General features: G+C 36.7%; 23 protein-coding genes, 2 pseudogenes and 1 riboswitch. Of the genes and pseudogenes, 21 read left to right on the forward strand and 4 right to left on the reverse strand.

The window, feature by feature from the left end:
• The 3 genes and pseudogenes from JKP73_RS07550 to JKP73_RS07560 form a co-directional block, all read right to left on the reverse strand.
• Positions 1 to 531: pseudogene (locus JKP73_RS07550) on the reverse strand (IS110 family transposase); the annotation flags it as partial.
• A 304-nt stretch (positions 532 to 835) separates the two neighbouring features.
• Positions 836 to 2,080, reverse strand: a complete 1,245-nt coding sequence (locus JKP73_RS07555) for a serpin family protein (RefSeq protein ID WP_021291963.1) — start codon at positions 2,078 to 2,080, stop codon at positions 836 to 838.
• Positions 2,081 to 2,324: 244 nt separating this feature from the next.
• Entirely contained in the window at positions 2,325 to 3,227 is a 903-nt protein-coding gene (locus JKP73_RS07560; protein WP_200411094.1) for a LysR family transcriptional regulator, read from the reverse strand.
• A 266-nt stretch (positions 3,228 to 3,493) separates the two neighbouring features.
• Between JKP73_RS07560 and hpaB the strand changes: the two genes are divergently transcribed.
• The 20 genes from hpaB (at position 3,494) to JKP73_RS07660 (ending at position 24,168) form a co-directional block, all read left to right on the forward strand.
• Positions 3,494 to 4,960 carry a 4-hydroxyphenylacetate 3-monooxygenase, oxygenase component gene (gene hpaB, locus JKP73_RS07565; protein ID WP_200411095.1) on the forward strand — a complete coding sequence of 489 codons (1,467 nt, stop codon included), beginning with the start codon at positions 3,494 to 3,496 and terminating at the stop codon, positions 4,958 to 4,960.
• A gap of 132 nt (positions 4,961 to 5,092) precedes the next feature.
• Positions 5,093 to 5,911, forward strand: coding sequence for an FAD synthetase family protein (locus tag JKP73_RS07570; protein ID WP_021291960.1), 819 nt, complete (start codon positions 5,093 to 5,095; stop codon positions 5,909 to 5,911).
• A 23-nt stretch (positions 5,912 to 5,934) separates the two neighbouring features.
• On the forward strand, positions 5,935 to 6,408 hold the full coding sequence (locus tag JKP73_RS07575) for a flavin reductase family protein (RefSeq protein ID WP_200411433.1): 474 nt from the start codon (positions 5,935 to 5,937) through the stop codon (positions 6,406 to 6,408).
• A gap of 60 nt (positions 6,409 to 6,468) precedes the next feature.
• Complete coding sequence (gene hpaE, locus JKP73_RS07580) at positions 6,469 to 7,971, forward strand: 5-carboxymethyl-2-hydroxymuconate semialdehyde dehydrogenase (protein WP_200411096.1); 1,503 nt, start codon at positions 6,469 to 6,471, stop codon at positions 7,969 to 7,971.
• Positions 7,972 to 8,019: 48 nt separating this feature from the next.
• The gene (gene hpaD / locus JKP73_RS07585; RefSeq protein WP_021291957.1) at positions 8,020 to 9,000 is read left to right on the forward strand and encodes a 3,4-dihydroxyphenylacetate 2,3-dioxygenase; all 981 of its coding nucleotides are present in this window, start codon (positions 8,020 to 8,022) and stop codon (positions 8,998 to 9,000) included.
• Between the two features lie 41 nt (positions 9,001 to 9,041).
• Positions 9,042 to 9,962: a 2,4-dihydroxyhept-2-ene-1,7-dioic acid aldolase gene (gene hpaI, locus JKP73_RS07590; RefSeq protein WP_021291956.1), complete on the forward strand. Its 921-nt coding sequence runs from the start codon at positions 9,042 to 9,044 to the stop codon at positions 9,960 to 9,962.
• Between the two features lie 251 nt (positions 9,963 to 10,213).
• Positions 10,214 to 11,002, forward strand: coding sequence for a fumarylacetoacetate hydrolase family protein (locus tag JKP73_RS07595; RefSeq protein WP_231378694.1), 789 nt, complete (start codon positions 10,214 to 10,216; stop codon positions 11,000 to 11,002).
• Positions 10,999 to 11,760, forward strand: coding sequence for a fumarylacetoacetate hydrolase family protein (locus tag JKP73_RS07600; protein WP_021291954.1), 762 nt, complete (start codon positions 10,999 to 11,001; stop codon positions 11,758 to 11,760). The genes JKP73_RS07595 and JKP73_RS07600 overlap by 4 nt, the downstream gene beginning before the upstream one ends.
• 17 nt (positions 11,761 to 11,777) lie before the next feature.
• Positions 11,778 to 12,161: a 5-carboxymethyl-2-hydroxymuconate Delta-isomerase gene (locus tag JKP73_RS07605; RefSeq protein WP_021291953.1), complete on the forward strand. Its 384-nt coding sequence runs from the start codon at positions 11,778 to 11,780 to the stop codon at positions 12,159 to 12,161.
• Positions 12,162 to 12,282: 121 nt separating this feature from the next.
• Entirely contained in the window at positions 12,283 to 12,960 is a 678-nt protein-coding gene (locus JKP73_RS07610) for a GntR family transcriptional regulator (protein ID WP_021291952.1), read from the forward strand.
• Positions 12,961 to 13,068: 108 nt separating this feature from the next.
• On the forward strand, positions 13,069 to 14,973 hold the full coding sequence (locus tag JKP73_RS07615) for a XylR N-terminal domain-containing protein (protein ID WP_200411097.1): 1,905 nt from the start codon (positions 13,069 to 13,071) through the stop codon (positions 14,971 to 14,973).
• 141 nt (positions 14,974 to 15,114) lie between these two features.
• On the forward strand, positions 15,115 to 16,632 hold the full coding sequence (locus tag JKP73_RS07620; protein WP_038245536.1) for a 4-hydroxyphenylacetate 3-hydroxylase family protein: 1,518 nt from the start codon (positions 15,115 to 15,117) through the stop codon (positions 16,630 to 16,632).
• A gap of 172 nt (positions 16,633 to 16,804) precedes the next feature.
• On the forward strand, positions 16,805 to 17,839 hold the full coding sequence (locus JKP73_RS07625) for a TRAP transporter substrate-binding protein (protein ID WP_200411098.1): 1,035 nt from the start codon (positions 16,805 to 16,807) through the stop codon (positions 17,837 to 17,839).
• Positions 17,840 to 17,856: 17 nt separating this feature from the next.
• On the forward strand, positions 17,857 to 18,345 hold the full coding sequence (locus tag JKP73_RS07630; protein ID WP_021291948.1) for a TRAP transporter small permease: 489 nt from the start codon (positions 17,857 to 17,859) through the stop codon (positions 18,343 to 18,345).
• Complete coding sequence (locus tag JKP73_RS07635) at positions 18,335 to 19,639, forward strand: TRAP transporter large permease (protein ID WP_021291947.1); 1,305 nt, start codon at positions 18,335 to 18,337, stop codon at positions 19,637 to 19,639. The genes JKP73_RS07630 and JKP73_RS07635 overlap by 11 nt, the downstream gene beginning before the upstream one ends.
• Before the next feature lie 334 nt (positions 19,640 to 19,973).
• Positions 19,974 to 20,765, forward strand: coding sequence for a YtvA family blue-light photoreceptor (gene ytvA, locus JKP73_RS07640; RefSeq protein WP_234447078.1), 792 nt, complete (start codon positions 19,974 to 19,976; stop codon positions 20,763 to 20,765).
• A gap of 60 nt (positions 20,766 to 20,825) precedes the next feature.
• Positions 20,826 to 20,872: riboswitch (PreQ1 riboswitch) on the forward strand.
• A 91-nt stretch (positions 20,873 to 20,963) separates the two neighbouring features.
• Positions 20,964 to 21,626, forward strand: coding sequence for a 7-cyano-7-deazaguanine synthase QueC (queC, locus tag JKP73_RS07645; RefSeq protein ID WP_021291945.1), 663 nt, complete (start codon positions 20,964 to 20,966; stop codon positions 21,624 to 21,626).
• The gene (gene queD, locus JKP73_RS07650) at positions 21,626 to 22,060 is read left to right on the forward strand and encodes a 6-carboxytetrahydropterin synthase QueD (RefSeq protein ID WP_021291944.1); all 435 of its coding nucleotides are present in this window, start codon (positions 21,626 to 21,628) and stop codon (positions 22,058 to 22,060) included. Before queC ends, queD begins: the two co-directional genes overlap by 1 nt.
• Complete coding sequence (gene queE / locus JKP73_RS07655; RefSeq protein WP_021291943.1) at positions 22,061 to 22,783, forward strand: 7-carboxy-7-deazaguanine synthase QueE; 723 nt, start codon at positions 22,061 to 22,063, stop codon at positions 22,781 to 22,783.
• Positions 22,784 to 22,992: 209 nt separating this feature from the next.
• Positions 22,993 to 24,168 (forward strand): hydroxymethylglutaryl-CoA synthase, encoded by a 1,176-nt coding sequence (locus JKP73_RS07660; protein WP_200411100.1) that lies wholly within the window; start codon positions 22,993 to 22,995, stop codon positions 24,166 to 24,168.
• A 53-nt stretch (positions 24,169 to 24,221) separates the two neighbouring features.
• On the opposite strand, the gene JKP73_RS07665 is transcribed toward JKP73_RS07660, so the two are convergent.
• On the reverse strand, positions 24,222 to 24,674 hold the full coding sequence (locus tag JKP73_RS07665; protein ID WP_200411101.1) for an SRPBCC family protein: 453 nt from the start codon (positions 24,672 to 24,674) through the stop codon (positions 24,222 to 24,224).
• A gap of 205 nt (positions 24,675 to 24,879) precedes the next feature.
• Here JKP73_RS07665 and JKP73_RS07670 point away from each other — a divergent pair.
• Positions 24,880 to 25,831 (forward strand): annotated as a pseudogene (locus JKP73_RS07670) (ring-cleaving dioxygenase).
• Positions 25,832 to 25,895 lie beyond the last annotated feature (64 nt).

The raw sequence follows: 25,895 nt of genomic DNA on the forward strand, positions 1-25,895 counted from the left end.
CGATGTTCAAAAAGAGTGCTGAGCTTGGTGTAATCATTCGTTCTAGTTCCGGAAAAGATAATTGTAAAATCGCATGCATTTTGCCCCGTAGTTGGATTAATTCTTCATCAACTTCGTCGTAATAACGTGATAGGGCATGCATTTGATTATAATAGGTGTCTTGTTGAAACATTGGCTTACGGTTTATTTTAAAGTGTGTTTTAGCCAGCTCATGCGCATCGCTTTTATCGGTCTTATTTTTCTTCGCATAGCTGCTGTCTGAAGTTTTGCCTCAAGTGGATTTAAGCGACAATATATGTATCCACGATCTTGAAGAAATTTTTCCAAAGCCATTGAATAAACCCCAGTCGCTTCAAAAACAATTTCCGGTCTTTGACCCTTTTGTTGTTCTAACAATATCATTCGCTTACGAAGTGATTCGAAGTCCGCTTGACAATGATTTATTTCCCCTTCAAATATACAGCGTTTTTGATCATAAATAACTATCGTACTTTTACCTTTACTTACATCGAGCGCAACTACAGGTTTCATTTCGTCTCCTCCAATTAATTACTCATAGAAGTCTTCACATAACCTTATCGATTCCACTTTCTTATACACGATCTCTATGGACCCAACATACTAAATTGATTCAAATAAGGGTGTGAAGTGAGCCTGTTTGGGGTGCGGATTCAATATTGATCCCAAAGTTAGATCGGCTTTTCTTCACTCCTACTATAAAAAAATAGTAGCACAAAACCATGGCCTTGGTTTTGTACTACTAATCTTAGTATGTTTGGGGTGATTATTTAGAAGTCTCACAATCCACTGCGACTAGGAAATACTTCTTTTTTATTTACGATGGATTATAAATTGTGCCCATAAAAAGTATGCTATTTGTTTCATGATCTGTAATAGTAAAGAAGAATGGTCGATTTACTTCCATATGAAATGGAGGATCTATTGGGGCCGAAGTCGTTTCCATTCCGATAGAAGTAGCACCAGCCGCCTCTGTACCCTGTTCAGTTACTTCTATATATGTTTTCTGTTTAATATCACTAATCCAGAGTTGGTTATTTTCTTGAATCATCTTCTGGAAGTTTGCGTTTTGCTTGTCGAAAGCCTCTGTCATTCCAAGTTGTTGTAGAGCATCATTTAATGTGGTTTCATATTCGATTTGAAATTTTGGCAACTGCACCGTTCCTTCTTCTTCTTGAAATTGTGACTGCCATTGCTGCCAAATGTCACTGGTTAGCTTTGTTTTTAGTTCAGACAGACTGGTATTCTTTTTAGGAAGGAAAATATTCATGCTCATCTTTTTTTCTTCACTATAAGGAAGGGATACAGCTTGCACATATTTATTCTCTAGATAGTTTAGTTTTTCTTTAAGCAGCATCATTGGCACTTGTTTGGTATCTCCATTTTCAAGATGAAAGTTCCTGTTTGTTGTTTGCGCTTCATTAAACGCATAGGTCCATTGTCCATTAAAATAAATAGCGTTGATGAGCATCGTTACTAAGTTAGGATCCAAAGGGCTGTCTGTAATTTCAGTAATCTTGTTATTCGTCGATTTCTTTATCCAGTCATTCATCTTTTGAGCTGCGTCTGGATTGTTGATGTCAATTTCCTCAATCTCCGCATTAAAGTAATCGGTATTTTTGTCCGTGAAGGCTTCCTGAAAATGAAATTGGTCATTCAGCCAAATTGAGTTTCCAATCTGCAATTGAATTCCCTCTGGTTGCTCCATAAGTGAAGATAGCAAGGAAGCATTCGCTCGATTTAAGTCCGTCGAACGTTTATTTTCTAGATGTAGAATTTGGGAAATTTCATCTTTGGTTGTTTCTTCCGCACCATTATAAACCATAGATAGTGCGATAAATAGACTCGTAGGAGAGAATAAGGTGTTTCCTTTGTCATTTGGCTTCACCCTATTCAATAATTGAAAGCCTAGTTGGTTATTAGCGGAAGTGATTTTTTTGTAATCTTGTTTGTCAAAACTAGCATTGATTACCGAATCGGTTCCTGTTTTACTCGTACCACATCCACTTATATAAAAAATTAGTGCTGCCAAAAATACAAGTATCACGTATTTTTTTGACATGTTTATCACCACCCTTACTCATTAGTCCGTATGCTATAGGAAAATGTTACATTGTGTTTCGTGTTTAATTAATAAATTTAGTCCATGATGTTGTTTGAAATATCCATTATTTAGAAAAGGATATATCTGTAAATTAGTCTTTCCCAGATGATGTAAAAGGTATACAAACGAATAAAAGGCGGGGTACATCGTAAAGTAATTTGGTCGCATACATCCGAATGATATAGTCTCTTTTTAATAAAAATTAGCTTGAAACTTCTTCTTCCAACGCTGCTGTTTGAAATAATTCAATAAAGTTTCGTGTGCTTTTTGAAAGATACCTTTCTTTAAGCCAAATAAGGGATGATTTAGAGATAATTGTATTATCTTCAATCATTAATGTTCTTACCCCGCGTAATGGAGGGCCAGATAGAGTCGATTCAGGGACAATTGTTGCTCCAACCTCCTCACTGACTAACTGAAGAATCATATCTACGTCAGGACATTCACAAACAATGGTGGGAGATAGCCCGAAGTTCTCGAATTGATCAAGTATTAGTTCATATTGTCCTATACCGCTTATACGATGTAATAATAACAATGGGAAGGCATTTAATTGTTCCATTGTAGTTGATGTTATAGATGGATTACACCATTCTTCAGGCAAAACTGCGACATATTTTTCTTCAGGAAGAGCAAGAGAATCGAATGCATGCATTTCTAGCGGTAATCGAATAATGGCAAGATCAATATCTCGATTATGAAGCTGTTCCGCAAGCAGATAGGAATCGCCTTCTTTTAAATGAAAACGTATGTGAGGAAATTTTTGTTGGAATCGTTTCATTTGTTTCGGTATTTGTGAAAAACAGGTTTTTACACAACCAATTGAGATCGTCCCCTTAGTTCCTTCCCCAGTTTCTTTTACTTCGGTAATCGTTTCCTCTAATGTATGAAATAATTTGTCTACATGATTATAAAGAACAGTTCCAGCATCGGTTAACTCCATTTTCCGTCCATGACGCTCCATTAATTTAACACCTAACTCTTCTTCTAATGATTTGAGGCTTTGACTCAATGGCGGCTGAGCCATATGTAACTTATTGGCAGCTTTCGTAATTTGGCCTTCATTTGCTATTGTCTGAAAGTAACGCAAATGTCTCATTTCCATAGAAGATAAACATCCTTTCTTTCATATAACCATTCATGAAAACGCTTCCTTATAAAGAATTATATATAATTTTATATATAAAGACAATGCGATTATCAAAATAGTATATTTTTTATATATAGAATACGAATGTAATAGATATTATTAATATAGTTATAACCGTGCTATTATTCAAATAAGCACAAGTATTCAGATAATGGAAAAGGAGGAAAGGTCTGTTCTGATATGACATCGCTTACATTAATATGGTTATAGGAGGAATTAGAATGCCCGCCAAAACAGGACAACAATATATAGGTCGATTAAAGCAAGCAAACAATAATGTGTATATTCATGGAGAACGTGTTGATGATGTAACAAAGCACCCAGCATTTAAAAATGCAATTCAGTCAATGGCAAAATTATACGATATCCAATATGAAAAACCAGAAAAAATGCTTTATACTTCACCAACTACTGGAGATAAAGTAGGGAAGACATTTATGGTACCAACTACTATCGATGAATTAATTGAACGACGTGAAGCAATTATGGAGTGGCAAAGTTTTACAAAAGGGTTAATGGGGAGATCTCCTGATTATTTAAATGCTGATGTTATGGCCATGGGGCCAGCAAGTGAATTCTATGCTGAAGGAGACCCTGCGTTTGCCGAAAACGCTAGGAACTATGCTACCTTTGCTAGGGAAAATGATATTAGCTTAACTCATACCCTAATACATCCACAAGTGAACAGGGCAAAAATTCAGGCAGATCAAAAAGATGCCAATGTTGCTCTTCATGTAGTTGAAAAAAATGATCAAGGAGTCATAGTTGATGGGATCCGTCTTTTAGCAACACAAGGTGGTATTACCGATGAAATATTAGTATTTCCATCTACGGTTAAGAAATCAGGGGAGCTGGATGATCCGTATTCATTAGCTTTTGCGATACCGAATAACACCCCAGGGTTAAAGTATTTAAGTCGCGAGTCATTTGAATATGGGGAGAATCGCTATGATCATCCCCTAAGTTCAAGATTTGAAGAAGGAGATACCATTGTTGCATTTGATCATGTACTTGTTCCTTGGGATCGTATTTTTGTTTTAGAAAATTCATCGATATGTAACCGAGCTTTTGCTGAGACAAACGCAGTTGTGCATATGACACATCAGGTGATAACAAAAGATATTGCTAAAACAGAATTCTTGTTAGGGGTGGTTTTGACATTAATGGATTCAATTGGAATTGATGGGTTCCAGCATGTGAAAGATAAAGGAACTGAAATCATGCTTACCTTAGAAACAATGAAATCCCATCTATTTCGAGCAGAGCACAATGCGAAATTGGATAAATGGGGAATGATGACACCAGACTTTCAAGCATTGGATGCTGCGAGAAATTGGTTTCCGCGTATTTATCCGAGAATGGCTGAAATTCTAAGAATTTTAGGAGCATCTGGAATGATGGGAATACCCACGCATGCTGATTTTAATAATAAGGAAATTGGTCCGATTTTACATCGTGCCATGCAGGGGAAAAACGTAGAAGGCTACGAACGTGTCCAAATTTTCCGATTAGCTTGGGATCTAACCATGAGTGCCTTTGGCAGCCGACAAACACATTATGAATATTATTTCTTTGGGGACCCAATTAAGATGGGGATGGCTTACTTTGATAAATATGAGAAAGAAGTTTATAAATCTCAAGTTCGTGATTTCTTAAGTAGTCAACAAATCCAACAAGTGAACATATAAACTGGAGGAACAATGTAATAATTTCTGTCTGAATTCTAGTTCGCACGAAACAATTTTTGTTGTAGACGCTATATTTCTCATTTAGTAAGATAAGCTTAAGATTTAGAATATGGTGTGGAGGAGGTAAGTAGATTGAAAGTCATTCGTATAGATCCATTTATCAAGGTAACGAATTTTCAGGATCATGTGATGGCGATAGGGTTTTTTGATGGTATTCATTTAGGGCATCAGCAATTATTACGCCATGCAAAAAACATAGCTGAACAGCAAAATCTGTTGTTTACCGCAATGACATTCGATCCGCATCCAGATGAGGTAATCAACAATGAGAAAGCACGGAACTATTTGACGCCGCTTTCAGAAAAAATTGACAAGATGGAAAAGATGGGTGTAGATGCTCTATTTGTTATACATTTTGATCGTACATTTGCTTCTCTTTCTCCAGCAGATTATATTCAAAACTATATTCTTGAGCTAAATACGAGGCATGTTGTGGTTGGTTTTGATTTTAGGTTTGGTCATAAAGCACAAGGGAATACACAGGTTTTGGCACAGGCTGCAAAACAGAGTGATTTTGGTTTGAGTGTGATACCTAAGAAAATGTACGACAATAAGAAAATTAGTTCAACATTAATTAGGGAATGCATTCAAGCAGGAAGAGTAGAAGTCATTCCATTTTATCTCGGCGCTAATTATCAAATAAAGGCTGTTATTTCCAATACACATACAATTGGTATCTTTCAACTCGATCCAATAGAAAATTTCATCTTTCCTAAAGAAGGAAGCTATAACATTTTACTAATGGTAGATGCCAGGTCTATTCCAGCAGTATTACAATGTGATCGGGGTAAATGGATGTTGATGGTTAGAGAAAGGATAACGAACCACCAGCAAACAGTCACCATCGAATTTCTAAGCCAGGCGATGGTTAAAAAAACGATGACGATGTAAACCTATAAAGGAGGATGATCATGATGGAAAGTAGAACTTTTCGTAATGCAATGGGTCGATTTGCCACGGGAGTTACAGTGATCACTACAAAATCAGGAGAAGATCATCATGGGATGACAGCAAATGCATTTATGTCCGTTTCGTTGGACCCAAAATTGATTACAGTTTCCATTGATAACCGAGCAAACATGCTTCATAAAATTAATCAATCTGGCAAATTTGCTGTTAGTTTCCTTTCTGATAAGCAGCAGGATATCTCGATGCATTTTGCAGGTCAGGCAAATTCAGGTGAAGAAATTCAATTTGATTATATCCAGCAAATTCCAGTCATTCAAAACGCTCTTGCTTCAGTCGTATGTGATTTAGATCGCAGCGTTGAAGTTGGAGATCATACCTTGTTAATTGGTAAGGTGGTTGATATCAATTTAACAGATGGCAATCCGTTAACATTCTTTGGTGGGAAATATGGAAAACATGAACCTGTAGAGTATGTGTAGCTACTTATCATAAATATTATATATGATTTAATATATTATTCATAAAAGGAGTGAATTCATATGGCTAACCAATTAGCGGATGAACATATAGAAATGAAACAGCAAACAAAAGATATCAAGCTGTATATTAATGGAGAATTCGTTGATGCAGCAAGCAAGCATACATTTGAAAATATCAGTCCTTATACCAATGAGACCATTAATCACGTTGCCTCAGGAGATAATGAGGATATTAAAAAAGCTGTCCAGGCAGCAAGAGCAGCGTTTAAAGGAGAATGGGGGAAACTAAAAGTAAAAGATCGACTTGCATATGTTTATAAAATTGCTGACCTCATTGATGATCATATCGATGAAATTGCCCCTTTAGAATCATTTGATACCGGTTTGCCAATAGCACAAACGAAGAAGATGGTGAGTAGAGCAGCCTATAATTTCCGTTTTTATGCTGAAATGGTCTCTACACGTATGGTGGGAGAAGCATATCAAGTAGATGATGAATTTTTAAATTATACCATTCATAAACCAGTTGGTATTGCTGGATTAATTACTCCATGGAATGCACCATTTATGTTAGAAACTTGGAAAATAGCACCTGCGCTGGCTACTGGAAATACGGTTGTCTTAAAACCAGCAGAGTGGTCTCCGCTAACCGCAAATCGATTAGCAGAGATTATTGACAAAGCAGGACTTCCAGACGGTGTATTCAATGTCGTTCATGGCTACGGAGAAACCGCAGGTGCTTCACTTGTGGCGCATCCTGATGTTGAGTTGATTTCATTTACTGGTGAGACCACCACTGGCTCAGAAATTCTTAAAAATGGTGCGGATGCTTTGAAGCGTTTTTCCATGGAATTAGGTGGAAAATCACCGATTATTGTTTTTGATGATGCTGATTTTGAACGTGCACTTGATGCATGTACATGGGGAATATTCTCGTTTAATGGAGAGCGGTGTACGGCGAATTCGCGTTTGTATGTGCATGAACATATTGCAGAGAAATTTATTGATAGATTAAAACAACGTATTAACAAAATTAAAGTAGGTGACCCATTGAAAGCTGATACACAAGTGGGCCCACTTATTCATAAAAATCATTACGATAATGTCAAAGATTATCTTAAAATTGCAAAAGCCGAAGGCTGCGAAGTAATTAGCGGAAATATTCCAGATGGTAAAGGGAATTACATTGCACCAACCCTTATCCTAAATGCAACAAATCAAATGCGTGTGGTACAAGAAGAAATATTTGGACCAGTTATTGCTGCAATGACTTTTACAGATGAACAAGAAGTAATTGAATTAGCTAACGACGTTCGCTATGGCTTAGCCGGGTATGTTTGGACGCAGGATATACAACGGGGACATCGTGTCGCTCAAGCAATTGATTCTGGCATGTTATGGGTGAATGCACAGAATGTTCGTGATTTAAGAACTCCATTTGGAGGGTCTAAGCATAGTGGAATTGGCCGTGAAGGGGGACATTATGCCTTTGAATTCTATACAGAAACGCAAATTATCCATGTTGCCTTAAAGGATCATCATATTCCGCAGTTCGGAAAGTAATTATTGTAATTCATTGATACCATTTTATATGGAGAGGAGAATACCAGCATGATGTTTGATATTATTCGTTCCGGACGTGCTATCTTGCATGTAACAGACCTAGAACAGTCTAAAAGTTTTTATGAAGCACTCGGGTTTATTGAGTCAGAAGCAGATGAGGAGAATATTTTTTTCCGAGGGCTGGAAGAACATAACCACCATAGTCTTTGGTTAAAAAAGAAACCAGAACCTGCTGTAGAGGCAATAAGTTACAAAGTTATTTCTGAGCAGGACCTTGATGAACTTGAGAAGTTTTTTATTAGCCAAGGAAATGATATCAAATGGTTGGAAAAGGGGACTCAACGATCAGTTGGGCGAGCTTTACGAGTTCAAGATATTTCGGGGTTGCCGTTAGAATTTTACGCTGAAATGGAAACTGTTGATCGCCTATTGCAGCGTTATGATTTATACAAGGGTGCAAAAGTTCAACGAATTGATCACTTCAATTGTATGGTTCCAAATGTAGAGCGAGCTTATGATTATTATATTAAACACTTAGGATTTGCATGTTCAGAATATACGGTTGGTGAAGAAGAGAAAGTGTGGGCTGCCTGGCTCCACCGTAAGCCATCTGTTCATGATGTAGCATTTATGAATGGGATCGGCCCGAGACTTCATCATGTCGGTTTTTGGCTAAAAGATCCAATGAGTCTAATCGATGGCTGTGATGTGCTTGCTGCTTTAGGTTACGGACCGAACATTGAACGCGGTCCAGGACGTCATGGTTTATCAAATGCTTTTTTCTTATACTTACGAGATCCAGATGGTCACCGGATTGAATTGTACAATGGGGACTATTTAACGAGTGATCCTGACTTCAAACCAATCAAATGGGATTTAGATGATCCAATGCGCCAAACGTTCTGGGGACATGAAGCACCAGATAGTTGGTTCGATGAAGCATCTGAAGTATTAGATATACAAACAGGAAGAAAATTGCCGCAGCATGAACCAAAATTAAAGAAAAGAAAACCGCAATTTGTGATATAAATTTAATACAATTCAGTTATTGAAAAGAAAGGATGGTCCAAATGAATAAGCAATATGATGAAATTAAACAACGATTAAGAGGTTCTGTGACACCAGTTATTACACCGTTCCAAGCTGATTTTTCTATCGATTATGAGAAACAATCCGAACTGATAGAATACCAGTTAGAGAATGGCACTCACGCGATTTCAGTTACGGGAACATCTGGTGAACCAAGTTCATTGACTGTTGAAGAACGTGTCAAAGTTATGGAAAATGCGAAAAAAACAATAAATGGTAGAGTACCCTTTGCACCGGGTACAGGTTCGACAAATCATGATGAAACAATGTATTTAACAAGGAAGGCACAAGAAATCGGTGCAGATGCAGCGATGGTGATCGTTCCGTATTACAATAAACCAAATCAGCAAGCGTTGTATAAACATTTCAAGAAGGTTGCAGATTCTGTAGATATACCAATCATTGTATATAATATTCCAGGGCGTACAGCATTAAATATGGAAGTTGAGACATTGGCTAGATTAAACGAAGATTGTCCAAATGTTGTAGGAGTAAAAGAATCAAATAAGGATTTTGAACATGTGAATCGAGTGATGCTTCACTGTGGAAGAGACTTTTTATTGTATTCTGGTATTGAATTACTTTGTTATCCCATGTTGACAATAGGTGGGGCTGGGTCCATTAGTGCAACAGCGAATGTAGAACCTGCGAAGGTGGCTGAAATGCATGATGCATGGAAAAATGGGGATGTGAAGCGTGCTCAGGATCTGCATTTTGAATTAATGAAACTAAATGATGTCTTGTTTAAAGACACGAACCCCGCACCAGTAAAGGCAGCGTTGGGAATGATGGGCAAAATTGAGCCAGTATTACGTCTGCCAATGGATTTACCATCGGATTCATTACAAGAAGAAATACGTAAAACTTTGTTAGAATACGGTAAATTAGTGCAACATGCTTAAAATAAGGGGGAGATGCCGCATAATAACTACGTTGACTTGGCTAACATCCAATAACGAAACAATGGTGGCTCATTTTGGGTGTCTCCCCAAGCCTATTGCTTCCTTTAAATCCGCGTTGATAGGAGAATGTAAACTTTCTTTTTCCGTACAATCGCAGTCCTTAAGCAATATCCCTTTGTGGCAAGGTTGTCATCTCGGGTATTGCTTAAGTTGTTTCCTAGATCTGATCTAATTAAGAAGGGATGATGTTTGTGCAAACCGTTTATTTAAAGCAGTCCGGCGTACATCCGTTTAAAGAAGCGAGGGTAGACTTAGAAAATGACACCATTGTAATTGCGGGAAAAACATATGTCAAAAAGGATATCTCCTACGACATTCCTGTCAATGGAACGGTTTATGGTACGCTATTAAACTATCGCGGCGCTTATCAGAAATTAGAAAAATCCATGTATGAGCCGCCGTACCAAGCACCTCCAAAGGCACCAATTTTATATATCAAGCCTGTAAATACGTTTGCTTCAGCTGGTTCAACCATTGCACTTCCAGAGGGTGTATTCGAATTAGAAATAGGTGCTGCATTAGGGGTTGTTATTGGTAGAACCGCAACAAAAGTAACTACATCAGAAGCTCTATCTTATGTTGAAGGATATACGATTGTGAATGATGTTAGTATTCCTCATGATAGCGTCTATCGTCCAGCAATTAAAGAAAAAGCTCGTGACGGGTTTTGTCCAATTGGTCCCTGGATAGTAGCATGTGATTCTATTAATAATCCTAATGACTTGCAACTTCGCGTAAAAATTAATGGGGAATTGAAACAAGAAAACACGACAAAGAACCTTATTCGATCTGTCGAAGAACTTATTGCTGATGTGACAGCATTTATGACGTTAACAAAAGGGGATGTATTATTAGTAGGCGTACCTGAAAATGCACCATTAGCTAGAGAAGATGATATGGTACAAATTGAAATCGACAAAATAGGGACTTTAGAAAATCAGGTAATTTCTGAAAAAGCATTTATAGGAGGGAGAATATGAAGCATGCTCGAATTGCTTACCAAGGTCTAGCTCAAGAAGCAATTGTGACAGAAGCTGGTATTCAACTCAATGATGGCAGGTTTGTGAACAAAGATGAGGTTGTATGGCTGCCGCCTGTTGAACCAAAGACAATTTTTACACTGGGTTTGAATTATGCTGATCATGCGAAAGAGTTATCTTTTTCAGCAACTCAAAAAGAACCACTTATTTTCTTCAAAGGACCAAATACGCTTATTGGTCACAATGCTCAAACGATGCGCCCAAGTGATGTAACTTTTATGCATTATGAATGTGAATTAGCAGTCATTATTGCGCGCGAAGCAAATCAAGTAAGCAAAGAAGCCGCGTACGATTATGTTAAAGGCTACACGATTGCAAATGACTATGCATTACGTGATTACTTAGAGAATTACTATCGACCAAACTTAAGAGTGAAAAATCGTGATGGTTGTACGCCAATCGGCCCGTGGTTTGTTGATAAAGAGGATGTGAAGGATCCCATGAATCTGACCTTACGTACATATGTCAATGGAAAGAAAACACAGGAAGGGACGACTGCTGATATGCTTTTGGGAATTCCAGAGCTAATCGAATTCTTAAGTGGATTTATGACCTTACATCCTGGGGATATTATTCTTACTGGAACACCGAAAGGTTCTGTGGATACGAAAATAGGCGACGAAGTGGTAACAGAGATAGAGGGGATTGGGCGTCTTGTTAATACGATCGTAGGAGAGAATACATTCCAAACGAATTGACGAAAGGAGGAGCATACGTGCCGCATTTAATCATTGAATATACGAATAATCTTAAAGAAGAAGCAGATATCCCTAAATTACTACGAACAGTAAATAACACATTATTGGAACATCAAGATATTATTCCAATTGGTGGATTACGCTCTAGAGCCATTGAATTGTCAGATTATCTTGTAGCGGATGGCACCGAAGATGATGCTTTTGTTCATGTGACATTAAAACTAGGTAAAGGAAGGTCGGAGGAAGAAAAACAAGATTTATGTGATAACTTATTTAAGGCGATCGAACAGCATTTTTCAATAATCTATCAAAATCGTTATCTTGCATTGTCTATGGAACTCTATGAATTTACATCACCTACGTATAAACGGAATAATATTCATCCGCGTTATAAAGAATAGTATAAAATGATATAGTCGCTGTTACTATGGTTTAGCATCCAGAGACGGAAAGATAACGTAATAGAATAAGGAAATAACATGCTTTGACATCATATATGATATAGTATATGATTAATCCACTATGGAAAATAAAACGATTACTAAAAAACAAAAAGCTTATGATTACATGAAATCGCGAATTATTGAAGGGCACTATGCACCTGGACAACGAATTGTAATTAATCAATTAGTTAAAGAATTATCAACGAGTGCAATACCAATACGTGAAGCCGTACGCCAGTTAGAAGCAGAAGGTTTAATTGATTATCAAAATAATATTGGTCCGGTAGTTACTCCGATTGATAAAAGTGAGTATTTAGATACGATTTCTGTATTAGCAGTTATGGAAGGGTATGCAACAGCATTAAGCAGCCAACATGAATTTTCACAAGTGAAAATCATAGAGCTGACAACTAAAAATCAACAAATGAAGGAGGCAATTGAAGCATTCGATCTACAATCTTTTGGTCAACTGAATCGGGAGTTCCATGAATTAATCTATTCCCAATGTGAAAACACTTTTTTGGTTGAGGAGATTCGGAAATCTTGGAGAAAATTAGATTCGATTCGAAGAACGGGTTCTGCATTCCATCCTAAACGAGCATTTGCTTCGATTCAAGAGCATCAACAACTCATTGACTTACTTAGTAAAAATGCTGATTTTGAATTGATTGAGAAGGCAGCACGTACACATAAATTAAATACAAAGGAAGCATTTAACAATCAAAATACCCAAATTCGTAGCGAAGGATTTAAATAGCTAGGAAACGACTGTTGTATCCTTATATCAAGGATTGGAAATCCAGCTTTTCTAGAGCTGCCATTGAGGACAGCTCTTTTCTTTTTATGAAAGCGTTATCGATAAGGGGTGAGGGAGCATATTGATAAGATAAATACTGAGAGAAAGCTTGATTTTGCAAATTTACCGAGTTTTCAAGATTTGACGGATAAGGAGGGAAGGATCTATTTAAACGGGGAACGAATTATTTTAACTTCTTCCTCTGTGTTTGGCATTTTACGGAAAGATTTAAAAGAAAATATCTCTGAGCAGCGTATGAAAGGTTTTCTGATTCGGTATGGATGGAACCTAGGGAAATTAGATGCACAAAGGGTATTAAAACAAAGGTTATCTTCTATAGAACAAATTTTGAGGCAAGGTCCGGTACTACATATGATACGTGGATATACAAAAGTGCAGCGAACCAATTTAAATATTGATTACGATCCATCAGGAAAGATAAATGCTGTCCATGTTGAAGGAATATGGACGGGTTCATATGAAGCAGAAGAGCATCTAAGACAATTTGGTGTCACAAATGAATTTATTTGTCATACCCTTGTTGGTTACGCTAGTGGTTATTATTCAGAGATTTGCAGGAGAAAGGTCATTTTTAAAGAAACGAGTTGTAAAGCTGCAGGGTCAAGTTATTGCTATTATGTAGGAAAAACAATTCCGGAGTGGAAAGATGACATTGTAGAGGAATTAAAATACTACGAAGACAATCCAATTGTCGAGGAACTGGCGATCACCTATGAGAAACTATTAGAAGAACGCAATAATCTGGCGAAGACGTTTATTGTTCATCAACAATTAACGGAAAAATTAGTAGAGGGCGAAGATATACCGTCCATTGCAGAATTAGTCCATCAGAAAACCCAATTACCAATTATGATTGATAATACGAAGCACAATCTGATTGCGCATGCTGGATTTGGTTTGATAAATTCGCTTCAACATTATCAAACTTTTTTGGAGGCTTTACAACAAGAAGAAGCGCAAGATTGGTTTAAAATAAGGCGTGTTTCTTATAATGGTTGTCAGTTTTTAACAAGCCCAATAATGCTTAAGAAAAAATATATTGGTTCTTGTACTTTTGTATATGGAGAAAATGAACAGCCTACAAAAGTGGATCAAATGATATTAGAGCGTATAGCAACGGTTTGCTCTTTATATATGTTAAATGAAAAGACTACATTTGAAGCAATGGAACGAATGAAGGGTCATTTTTTAGATCAAATTATTGACGGGAGCATCGCATCCAAAAAAGAAATGATTAAACGAGGCAGTTATCTGCAAGTTGATTTGGACCAAAACTATTTTATAGTGGCAATTAATTACGAACACACGAAGAATCATTCAAGGAATGAGTTAGTATTTCATGAGCAAGTGATGGAACATGTTTTGAATTACTTTAAGACTCGGTCAAACATGTTAATTGGACAGCGTTCTTCCACAATTATTTTATTAATACAAATACAGTCGTCTGCTAGTGAAGTATGCACCCTATGTTCACATCTGAAGGATAATTTACATGAACATTTTTCTAATCGCATGTTTACATTCGGAATAAGTACAATAGGTCTGGATGTAAAGTTAGCAAACGATCATTATCATGAAGCATTAACAGCCTTATCAATGGCTACTCGATCGAAATCGGTTATGTTATTTGAAGATCTAAGTGTTGTTGGAATGCTAATCCATTCAAAAAACAAGGATGCGATTAAACAAAAAGCGAAACATTTACTTGGTCCATTATATCAAGATAAAGACAGGTATAAGGAACTATTAAAAACGTTATATGTATTTTTATCGAATGGCGGCAATTTAGAGAAATCAATGAAAGAACTGGCTTTATCTATGAGCGGATTAAGATATCGTGTTAAACAATTAGAGGAAATACTTGGTGAACAATTAAGAGATCCTGCAGTAAGTCATCAATTATTACTTACATTAGAAGTGTTGCTTGCTAAAAGCGAATTATCATTTGAATAAAACAATGATTGTCAGTTAGCAGATTATTCACCAACAACCATTGTCGTAGCTGGAACAAATACGATTTGCTATCCTAAATCTACAAGAAAATTACTTGAAAATTCGATAAAAGAGCATTTCAAAAATTGGAGGTAGTATCATATGATGGATGGCAAGCAATATTTAGATAGTTTGAAAGATGGTCGTGCTATTTATTTAAATGGAGAGAAGGTAGACGATGTAACTACACACCCGGCCTATCGAAATGCAGCTCGATCAATTGCAAAACTGTATGACGCATTACATGATCCGGCAAAGGAAGCTATTCTGACGACAAAATCTGAATTTGGGTTCCGTACACATAAATTTTTTAAAGCTTCTACTAGTTCTGAAGAATTGCTAGGGGCAAGGGATGCAATGGCGGAATGGACAAAATTAAGTTATGGCTTCATGGGGAGAACCCCAGATTATAAGGCAGCGTTTACCGCATCATTGGGTCCATATGCTTATTTTTATAAAGGTTTTGAGGATAATGCAAGAAGATGGTATAAAAAAGCTCAGCAAGAAATTCCATTTTGTAATCATACTATAGTTAATCCACAACTGGATCGGGATCAACCACTTCACAAGAATAAGGAGGTATTTGTTCGTGCAGTAGAAGAGCGGGATGATGGTGTTATTGTTAGCGGCGCCAAAATGGTTGGAACGTCAGCAGCATTAACGCATTATAATTTTGTGGCTAATTATTCTCCTCAAGATTTAGGGGAAGGGGATAAGAGTCACGCATTAATCTTTTTTGTACCAATGAATGCACCGGGGTTAAAAGTGATTAGTCGCCAATCCTATGAGGAAACGGCAGCAATAATGGGGACACCTTTTGACTATCCTTTATCTAGCAGGTTTGATGAAAATGATGCAGTAATTGTGCTGGATAATGTATTTATACCATGGGAAGACGTACTAACATATAACAATGTTGACATTGCGAATGGATTCCGACCTAAAACTGGATGGCTCAATCGTTATACTTTTCAAGGATGTACACGCTTCGCGGTAAAATTGGATTTCATGGTAGGGTTACTTTTGAAGGCGACTGAAATGGCAGGTACAAATAAGTTTAGAGGCGTTCAAGCGAATATAGGTGAAGTTATCTCTTATCGTAATATGTTCTGGGCGATTTCGGAAGCTATGGCAGCAAATCCCGAAACTGGTCCAAATGGGGTGGTCTTACCTAATGCTACTTATGCAACAGCTTACCGGACATTCGCTCCTAGTGTTTGGCCAAAGATTAAGCAAATATTTGAGCAAGTAGTAGCTGGAGGGCTGATCCAGCTTCCTTCCAGTGCAAAAGATTTCCAAAACCTGGAATTACGTCCGTATCTCGACCATTATTATAAAGGTTCTGGTGGAGTAAGTGCTGAGGAACGTGTTAAGGTCTTGAAATTAATATGGGATGCAATTGGTACTGAATTTGGAGGCAGGAATGAACTATATGAAATTAATTATGCTGGTAATCATGAAGGTATTCGCTTAGATGCGTTGAAAATGGCTGATAATTCAGGACAGACAGCTAAATATAAAGCATTTGTAGAACAAGCATTAAGTGATTATGATCTTACAGGCTGGACATCGGATACATGGATTAATCCGGACAAACATCAAGAAAAAGTGTTTAACTAGATGCAGCACAAAAAAAGCACTTATATCCTGTTTATAGGTGCTTTTTTCTTTAAATAACAACATTAAGCTATGATTAATTGACATCATATATGAAATCATATATAATTTTATAATAAATGTAAGCGTTAACATATGGTGGATTACTACACTCCATTCCTTAGGGGGAGAAAATATGTATCGAAAGATGATGAGTTGTTTAATTAGTGTACTTCTCTTAGTTGTCCTTTCTGCTTGTTCTAGAGGTATAGCCTCTACTGGTTCTTCACATAATTTAATTATTTCTCACTTCTTACCGGGGAATCATCCGATTCAAACACAAGTATTCCAACAGATTGGGAATGATTGGAAGCAGAAGTCAAATGGGGAGATTACGTTTGAACTGTATCCATCCAATGCTCTAGGTAATGCCGGTTCACAGTATGATATGGCTGTTACAGGGGAGGCAGATATTGCATTAAGTGTACATGGGTATTCTCCTGGGAGATTTCCATTAGTCTCTGTTATGGAGTTACCATTTCTTGCAGAATCAGCTGCGCATGGTTCAGAAATCATAGCCAATCTATATGAAGAATTTCCAAGTATACAGGCAGAACATGATGATACGATACCGTTATATTTATTTACTGCTGAACCTGCCCAGTTAATTATGAAAGACCATCAAATTGAATCACCAGACGATTTAAAAGGATTACGTGTTCGCTCTCCATCACCATTGGCTAATGATATATTGGAGGCTTTAGGAGCCGTACCCATTTCTATGCCGATGGGAGACGTATATGAATCACTGGAAAGAGGGGTTATTGATGGAGCAATGGTGCCTTTGGAAGCGCTTTACAATTATAATTTGCATGAAATAGCATCCTATATTACAATTGGAAACTTTTCAGCTACGCCATTTTTTACTGTTATGAACAAAGATACATATCAGCGTTTCACAGATTCAGAAAAGGAGCTTATTAATGAATCGACAGATATAAATACTGCTATTAAGAGTGGACGTGTTTTTGACGTAGATGGTCAAAAAGGAAGGAAATTAGCAGTTGAAAATGGCGCAAAAGTAATTGAACTTAGTGAACAACAATTAGTGCCATGGAGGCAGGCGCTAAATTCACTTGTACAATCATGGATAGAAGAGATGGAATCGAAAGGGTTACCAGGTGAAAAAATCTATCAGCGGGCGAAAGCATTAAAGGATGAAGTGAAGTAGCGGGAGAGGTGAATGGTGTGGAAAGAATAATACAGCGATTAAGTAAGATGTTGCATGTTTTTGCTCAGATTATCTTATTATTCATGGCAGTGATGATTACGTTAGATGTGCTTGGGAGATGGCTCTTTAAAACTCCAGTAACGGGCACTGTAGATTTTACAGAGTTAGGTCTATCTGTAGTTATCTTTCTAAGCTTAGCATATACACATGTCAAAGAAGAACATATTACTATTGACTTTGTTGTTGAGCGGTTTTCTCAGCGTATCCAGTGGATAGTTGAATCGATTATTCATTTATTAATCGCTGTTTTAATGGTACTTGTTTCTTGGAGTACTTGTCATTATGCGATACGACTTTTTCATGCTAATACAGTAACGGGGGATTTAAGTATCCCACTTTATCCAATTGCTATATTAGCAGTTATTGGTTCCATTCTCTTTGCATTCATTGCAATCCTGCATTCCATTTACTACTTGCAAAAGGTGGTTCATCAAAATGAGTCCTGAAATGATTGGTTTTATTGGGATTGTACTATTATTGATCTTATTTTTACTAAAAGTTCCAGTTGGTATTTCTTTGTTATTCGTAGGCTTAGTAGGTACAACCTTAATCAGGGGATGGGATGTAGCGTTTGCTCAACTAGGTAGAACTCCTTTTGATACAGCAAGTTCGTATTCATTAAGTGTTATTCCATTATTTATACTAATGGGGATGATTCTGTCGTACACAGGGTTAGGTAAGGACTTATATCGAGCGGTAGATAGCTGGATTGGTCATTTTCGAGGAGGATTGGCGATGGCTACAATTGGTACTGCAGCTATATTTTCTTCTATTTCCGGTTCCCTTAATGCAACAACTGCAACAGTTTCTAAAATAACCTTACCAGAAATGGATAAATATAAATATAAACCAAGCCTTTCCACTGCTTGTGTTGCAGCTGGGGGTACATTAGGTATTTTAATTCCCCCAAGTGTTATCTTAATATTATATGGAATACAAACAAGAGAACCCATTGGGGCATTATTAATTGCGGGTATTATTCCAGGAATTTTTCAAGTTATTATATTTATGATCATTATTGCCATTCTTGTTCGACGGAATCCTAATTTGGCACCAGCTAGAACAGAGCAGGCGACTATTAGTGAGAAGCTACATACATTAAAAAATGTTTGGCCATTTATGGGGTTATTTTTTATAAGTATTGGCGGGATATATTTAGGGGTATTCACTCCAACTGAAGCAGCCGGGGTTGGAGCAGTTGGTGCAATTATTTTTGCACTATTGTCTAGGCGTTTAGACTGGGATAAGTTAAAGCAATCGTTTAATGAATCAGTAAGGTTGACTGCTTATATTTTTCTAATTCTAATCGGTGCTACTCTATTTAGTCAATTTTTAACAATTAGTAGGTTGCCAGTCATGCTTACCAGTTTTGTAGGTGGGCTAGATCTCCATGCATATATCATACTTGTATTTATATTGATTGCTTTATTTTTACTAGGTTGCTTCATTGAAGGTCTTTCCTTAATTGTTTTAACGCTTCCAATAATTTATCCAATCATTATGGAACTTGGTTTTAATGGTGTTTGGTTTGGAATTATTATGGTGATGGCAATTAATATTGGTTCTTTAACACCACCGCTTGGGATTAGCATTTTTGTAATCAAAGGCGTTGCAACAAATATTCCAGTACAAACCATATTCCGGGGAACAGTACCGATGATTATTGGAATGATTATCTGCATTTGTTTATTAATCCTATTTCCACCGTTGGTAACGATCTTACCAAGTTTGATGAAATAATTCCTTATATAATAGGAGCCTTTTTACAGGCTCTTTTTTATATAGCAGAAGATCAATTATTTTAATTGGAAATAACTGTAACCAATTGATAATAGGGAACATTATATTCTAGCAGAATTTTTATGGTAGAGTATATAAATAAAGGAGTCGAGTAGGCAATTGCAGAATTAAAAACGTATCGAGATCGATAAAATAGACGGATCGAACAGAATAGATTAGCAAGTTAAGGGATATAATTAAGCCTTATCATATGATTTATCAAACAGGGATTGTATAATGATAGAAATGAGCAATTGAATGTTATATGTAACATAAGAAAAAGGATGGAATGACTGTGAAAAATAATAAGGAAAGATTATATTTATTGGAGAAGGCATTGAATTATACAGAGGTCGGTTTAATAATTACAGATCCTTCTATTGAAGATAATCCGATTATTATCGCTAATAAAGGTTTTTTAGAGCTAACAGGCTATAATGAAGAAGAAGTGATTGGAAAGAATTGCAGGTTTTTGCAGGGGGAAGAGACCAATAAAAAGCGTGTGAATCAAATTTGCGAAGCTGTCGATGCTAAAGAATCGATTTCTGTGCAATTATACAATTATAAAAAAGATGGTACGGGTTTCTGGAACGAATTATCCATTGATCCGATGTGGATAGAAGAAGATCAAAAACTCTATTTTGTTGGAGTGCAAAAAGATGTTACAGATGAAAAACAAAAGGAACGCCTGCTTCAAGAAAGCTTGGTAGAAATTGAAAAGATTTCTACTCCAATTGTTCCAATAAGGGATGATGTTTCTATTTTGCCGCTTATTGGCAATATGAGCGACCATCGATTAGAAGCTTTGATGACTTCATTATCTGCTTATTTGGAGCAATCGAATGAAGAATATTTGATTATGGATTTATCTGGATTGTATGAAGTGGATACGTATACCGTTTCACGCTTTTTAAAAATTCATCAATTTATATCACTTATGGGGAAGCAGCTATTAGTAGCAGGCATTCGCCCAGATATGGCGATAAAAACGGTATCCATTCAAGATACGTTTAAAGATATGAAAACATTCAAAAACGTTAAAATGGCAATTGAACATATTGATCGTGTAAAAGAAAAAGAGGTATAGGTTTTAGCCAATTTATGGTAAACTAATGATAACAAGTAAAAATAAGAATTCTGTAAAATAGCAGGAGAGGTTCGAAATTCCATCCCTCTATAAAAAACTAAGGAGATCAAAACAACACACCTTCTTAGTGTTGTTTTTTTGATGGAAATTTTAGTAACGAACGCTCTTCTTTGTTGTAAAAAGGGAGGAGAAGAGTCGATGAACAACCAAAAAGCAGTCGTTGTATTCAGTGGTGGTCAGGATAGTACTACCTGTTTGTTCTGGGCATTGCGTGAGTTTGAACATGTGGAGGCAGTAACATTTCAATATGGACAACGGCATCTAGAAGAATTACATGTTGCGAAAAACATTTGCGATCAATTAAAAGTAACGCATCATGAACTGGATATGAATCTATTAAATCAGTTAGCTCCAAATGCATTAACTCGTAAAGACATAGCGATTACTGAAGGAGATGATGGCTTGCCATCTACATTTGTCCCCGGAAGAAACCTGCTGTTTCTATCTTTTGCAGCAATATTAGCTAAGCAAATTAATGCAAAGCATGTGGTAACAGGGGTGTGTGAAACAGATTTTAGTGGTTATCCTGACTGCCGAGATATATTTACCAAGTCCTTAAATGTGACATTAAATTTAGCAATGGATGATCAATTCGTTATCCATACTCCGCTTATGTGGCTGGATAAAGCAGGAGTATGGGAATTAAGTGATCAATTAGGAGCTTTTTCGTTTGTGAAAAATAATACATTGACTTGTTATAACGGATTAAGAGGTAGTGGATGTGGGGAGTGTCCTGCTTGTCAATTACGTCAAACTGGTTTAGAAAAGTATGAAGCAAATCGAAAAAAGGTGAGAACGTAATGATCCAACAAATCTATCCTTTCATAAACCATAACTATACATATGAAATCAATAAAGACTTTCATTTTGCTGCGGCCCATTATATTCCCCATCAAGACGCTGGAAAATGTCAATCGATGCATGGGCATACGTATTTTACAAATATTACTATTGTTGGTGAAGAACTCAATCATACAGGGTTTTTAGTAGATTTTAAACAAATAAAAAATCTTATTCATAAACGTTTTGATCATGTTGTCATGAATCAGGATGTTGCTTTTTCCGATCATAATCCCAATGCTTTTCCAACTACTGAGATTGTGGCACGGACGATTTATGAACTTGTGCAGGAATACTTAGATACATTATCCCATTCCCCCCGCTGTATCCAAGTATATATACGAGAAACACCGTCCAGTTATTGTGTATATCGTCCAAAGAAAGGGGATAGGTAAGTGAAAATACCAGTAATTGAAGTTTTTGGGCCGACGATTCAGGGGGAAGGAATGGTTATTGGTAGAAAAACCATGTTTGTCCGAACTGCTGGTTGTGATTATTCCTGCTCATGGTGTGATTCAAAATTTACTTGGGATGGTACAGAAAAACATCACATTCAAATGATGGAAGCAGAAGAGATTATGCAAGATTTAAGGGAAAAAGGTGCTGATCAATTTGGTCATGTGACGATCTCAGGTGGGAATCCTGGATTACTCCCCCAAATCGATCAACTGATTGATATCCTGCATGATCACGATCTGGAGGTAGCGCTCGAAACACAAGGGAGTAGATGGCAGACATGGTTTACAAAGATTGATGATCTAACACTTTCTCCAAAACCTCCAAGTTCAGGGATGAAAACAAATTATCAAACCCTTGATTTTATTATTGATTCATTGAAACAAAAGCAACGTGGAAAATGCAGTTTGAAAGTAGTCATCTTTAATGAAGATGATTTAGGATACGCAGAAAATATCCATCAACGCTATCCAGATGTAAGCTTATATCTTCAGGTGGGAAATGATGAAATTACGATGGATAATGATCAAGCATTGTCGTTATATTTACTGCAAAAATACGAGGAGCTGATTGACCAAGTAATGGTTAGCACTATTCTAAAGGATGTCCGAGTGCTTCCACAGTTACATACATTTCTTTGGGGAAATAAGCGTGGAGTATAGGGATAAATTAATACAAGAAGAGCCCAGACTGTTTCTTTACAGAACTGGGTTTTTTTAAGTCGTTAACACACGATGATTGTGTTTAGAAGTAGATTATATTATCATTTAATATATTGGTATGTAAAAAGAATTAATTGTGAATAAAATCACTAATGGTAGGAAAGCGATACTTTTAGGAATTCTAACTATGGTAGTAAAGGAGCAGAACATTGAAGATTGGTATAGACAAAATAGGATTTTATGCACCACATTTATTTTTAGATATGAATAAGTTAGCAGTCGCTAGAGATGTTGATCCAGCAAAGTATACGATTGGTATTGGACAAGAGAAAATGGCAATCGCTCCGATTACACAGGATGCAGTCTCACTCGCAGCGAATGCCGCTTTAAATATATTAGACGATAAAGATAAGGAAGACATTGACTTTGTCATTTTTGGTACAGAATCTGGTATTGATCATTCAAAATCAGCTGGGGTATATATCCATGATCTATTAGGGCTGAACCCAAAAGCGAGAACAATTGAGGTGAAGCAAGCATGTTATGGTGCTACTGCTGGAATTCAAATGGCGAAGGGTCATATTGCTTTACATCCAAAAAGCAAAGTGCTTGTTTTAGGTGCGGATATTGCAAGGTATGGATTGAACTCTGGTGGAGAAGCAACGCAAGGAGCAGGTGCAGTTGCAATGGTTATTAGTGCAGACCCACGTATTCTAGCTTTAGAAGATAAAAGTGCTTATTTAACAGCCGATATTATGGACTTCTGGCGCCCTGTCTACTCAGATACAGCAATGGTCGATGGCAAGCTTTCAAATGAAAAGTATATTTCTTTCTTTGAGAGTGTATGGGAAGATTATAAAGTACAATCAGGGTTCGGTTTAGAAGATTTTACAGCTATTTGTTTCCATCTTCCTTATACGAAAATGGGTCAAAAAGCGTTACGTGCGATCTATGAACAAGGAACGGAAGAAGATAAGGAAAGATTAGTGGCCAATTTAGAAGCTAGTAAAACGTACAATAAGCAAGTTGGTAATATTTATACAGGTTCTTTATACTTAAGCCTTCTATCATTACTAGAACAGCAGGAAGAGTTACAGGACGGTGCAAGAATCGGCTTATTTAGTTATGGGTCTGGTGCTGTTGGAGAATTCTTTACAGGAGTACTACAGCCTGGTTATCGTAAGTATTTAAATACTTACGATCATGAAGAATTGCTTGCTTCTCGAACAGAATTATCGGTGGATGCTTATGAAACAGTTTTTGAAGACACCTTGCCAGCAGATGGCTCAACTGTCGAGCTTGAAATTGAAGCAGATCCTGCCAAAATAGCGTTATCAGGAATTAGTGGTCATATGCGACACTATGTTCACAAAGACAAAAAATAAGTATATAAAAACGGATTTCGAAACCGCAAACGAAATCCGTTTTTATTTTACAATTAATTAGTTGCTTCGATTTTAGTGATCTCTTCAGCGATGGCTTCTGTTAATTCCTTGGTTGTTTTAGGAACAAAGGATTTAAGGACAGGATTAATCATTTTAGCCATCAGCCCACCTGCAGTAATGGAAAGATTTCCTGTAATTTTTGTTGTTGATTCAGCTAGTGCCTCTGCTTTAAAATACCCTTCTCCGTCAAAGTTTTCACTCAATCCTTTTAAGTCAAAGGTTACTTTTGTTGGTTTCTGCCATTCCGTAATAATTATTTTCAAGTTCACCGTTTTTTGTATGATTCCAAGGTCGCCTTTGAATTTCCATGTGGATTCTCTGTCATTAAGAATGTCATGTTCAATATATCCTGGAACTAAAGGTGCCCAATGATTCATATCGCTCACGAATTCCCACACGTTTTCAATTGGTACGTCAATTTCTACTTCGTGTATTCCACTTGGCATACCATTCATCTCCTTTTCATCAAATACGTTATCTTCGAAAATAGAATAACATGTTTATTCTTTTCCACAAAGCTATTTCAACTAATCATTTTTTAAATAACAATAGAAGAAGGATTGACAGTATAAGGAGAACATTTTATAATTATATTTAATTAAAAATAAATGAATTAAATATATATAAATTAAATATGAGGTGAGCGGTTAAATGAAAAAGACAGCTGGAATACACCATATAACCGCTATCGTTGGTCATCCACAGGAAAATGTCGATTTTTATGCAAGTGTGCTTGGTTTACGATTAGTTAAGAAAACCATTAACTTCGATGATCCTAGTACTTACCATCTCTATTTTGGAAATGAAGGAGGAGAACCAGGTACGATTATTACCTTCTTCCCATGGTCACATGCATTTAAAGTTCGAATTGGCGATGGCCAATTCGGAACCATTTCCTTTGCTATACCAGTTGGGTCTTTATCATTTTGGAAAGAGCGCTTTTATTAATTGGCTATTGACTTCACTGAAGCGGAACGTTTTGGGGAGACGTATCTTTCGTTCAAAGACCCTCTCATGGACTACAATTAGAATTAGTAGAGAAAGAAGCGGGAGAGGCCAATCATTGGATGATTGGAGATGTTACATCAGAAGTAGCGATTAAAGGGTTTGCGGGAGCTGTTTTATTATCCGCTAAACCTGCAAGCACAGCTGAGCTGATGGAAGATATTTTGGGTTTTGAAAGAGTAGGAGAAGAAGGTGATTTCGTTCGTTTTACTTCCTATGCTGATATAGGGAATACGATTGATATTAAATTAACCACAAACGGAGGATCGCAAATGGGTGTTGGCACAATACATCATATTGCATTTCGTGCCAAAGATGATAAAGATCAATTAGATTGGCGAGGCTATATTGCTAACCATGGGTATGCAGTTACCCTGTAAAAGATTGAAATTACTTTCAAGCGATCTACTTCAAAGAGCATGGCAATTTACTGTTTGAAATTGCAACAGATCCTCCAGATTTTGCTCATGATGAGTCGTTTCAGGAGATGGGAAGTAAATTGAAACTACCACAACAATTTGAGATTTATCGTAATCGATTGGAGAATACCTTAATTCCAATCGAAGTAAAAATGAAAAATGAAGATGATGAGGGTTAAGTAGTATTCCATTATGTGATAAACATTTGTTCAAGTTTAATAAGAGAATCCGTTAATTGGTAGA

The sequence above is a fragment of the Virgibacillus salexigens genome, assembly GCF_014905415.1.
Taxonomy (GTDB): Bacteria; Bacillota; Bacilli; order Bacillales; family Amphibacillaceae; genus Virgibacillus; species Virgibacillus salexigens.

What these genes read in the sequence shown, in the direction of transcription:
- JKP73_RS07555 (WP_021291963.1), bottom strand. Translation starts at nt 2,080, where the DNA reads ATGTCAAAAAAATACGTGATACTTGTATTTTTGGCAGCACTAATTTTT.
- JKP73_RS07560 (WP_200411094.1), bottom strand. Translation starts at nt 3,227, where the DNA reads ATGGAAATGAGACATTTGCGTTACTTTCAGACAATAGCAAATGAAGGC.
- hpaB (WP_200411095.1), top strand. Translation starts at nt 3,494, where the DNA reads ATGCCCGCCAAAACAGGACAACAATATATAGGTCGATTAAAGCAAGCA.
- JKP73_RS07575 (WP_200411433.1), top strand. Translation starts at nt 5,935, where the DNA reads ATGGAAAGTAGAACTTTTCGTAATGCAATGGGTCGATTTGCCACGGGA.
- hpaE (WP_200411096.1), top strand. Translation starts at nt 6,469, where the DNA reads ATGGCTAACCAATTAGCGGATGAACATATAGAAATGAAACAGCAAACA.
- hpaD (WP_021291957.1), top strand. Translation starts at nt 8,020, where the DNA reads ATGATGTTTGATATTATTCGTTCCGGACGTGCTATCTTGCATGTAACA.
- hpaI (WP_021291956.1), top strand. Translation starts at nt 9,042, where the DNA reads ATGAATAAGCAATATGATGAAATTAAACAACGATTAAGAGGTTCTGTG.
- JKP73_RS07600 (WP_021291954.1), top strand. Translation starts at nt 10,999, where the DNA reads ATGAAGCATGCTCGAATTGCTTACCAAGGTCTAGCTCAAGAAGCAATT.
- JKP73_RS07610 (WP_021291952.1), top strand. Translation starts at nt 12,283, where the DNA reads ATGGAAAATAAAACGATTACTAAAAAACAAAAAGCTTATGATTACATG.
- JKP73_RS07620 (WP_038245536.1), top strand. Translation starts at nt 15,115, where the DNA reads ATGATGGATGGCAAGCAATATTTAGATAGTTTGAAAGATGGTCGTGCT.
- JKP73_RS07625 (WP_200411098.1), top strand. Translation starts at nt 16,805, where the DNA reads ATGTATCGAAAGATGATGAGTTGTTTAATTAGTGTACTTCTCTTAGTT.
- JKP73_RS07635 (WP_021291947.1), top strand. Translation starts at nt 18,335, where the DNA reads ATGAGTCCTGAAATGATTGGTTTTATTGGGATTGTACTATTATTGATC.
- queC (WP_021291945.1), top strand. Translation starts at nt 20,964, where the DNA reads ATGAACAACCAAAAAGCAGTCGTTGTATTCAGTGGTGGTCAGGATAGT.
- queD (WP_021291944.1), top strand. Translation starts at nt 21,626, where the DNA reads ATGATCCAACAAATCTATCCTTTCATAAACCATAACTATACATATGAA.
- JKP73_RS07665 (WP_200411101.1), bottom strand. Translation starts at nt 24,674, where the DNA reads ATGCCAAGTGGAATACACGAAGTAGAAATTGACGTACCAATTGAAAAC.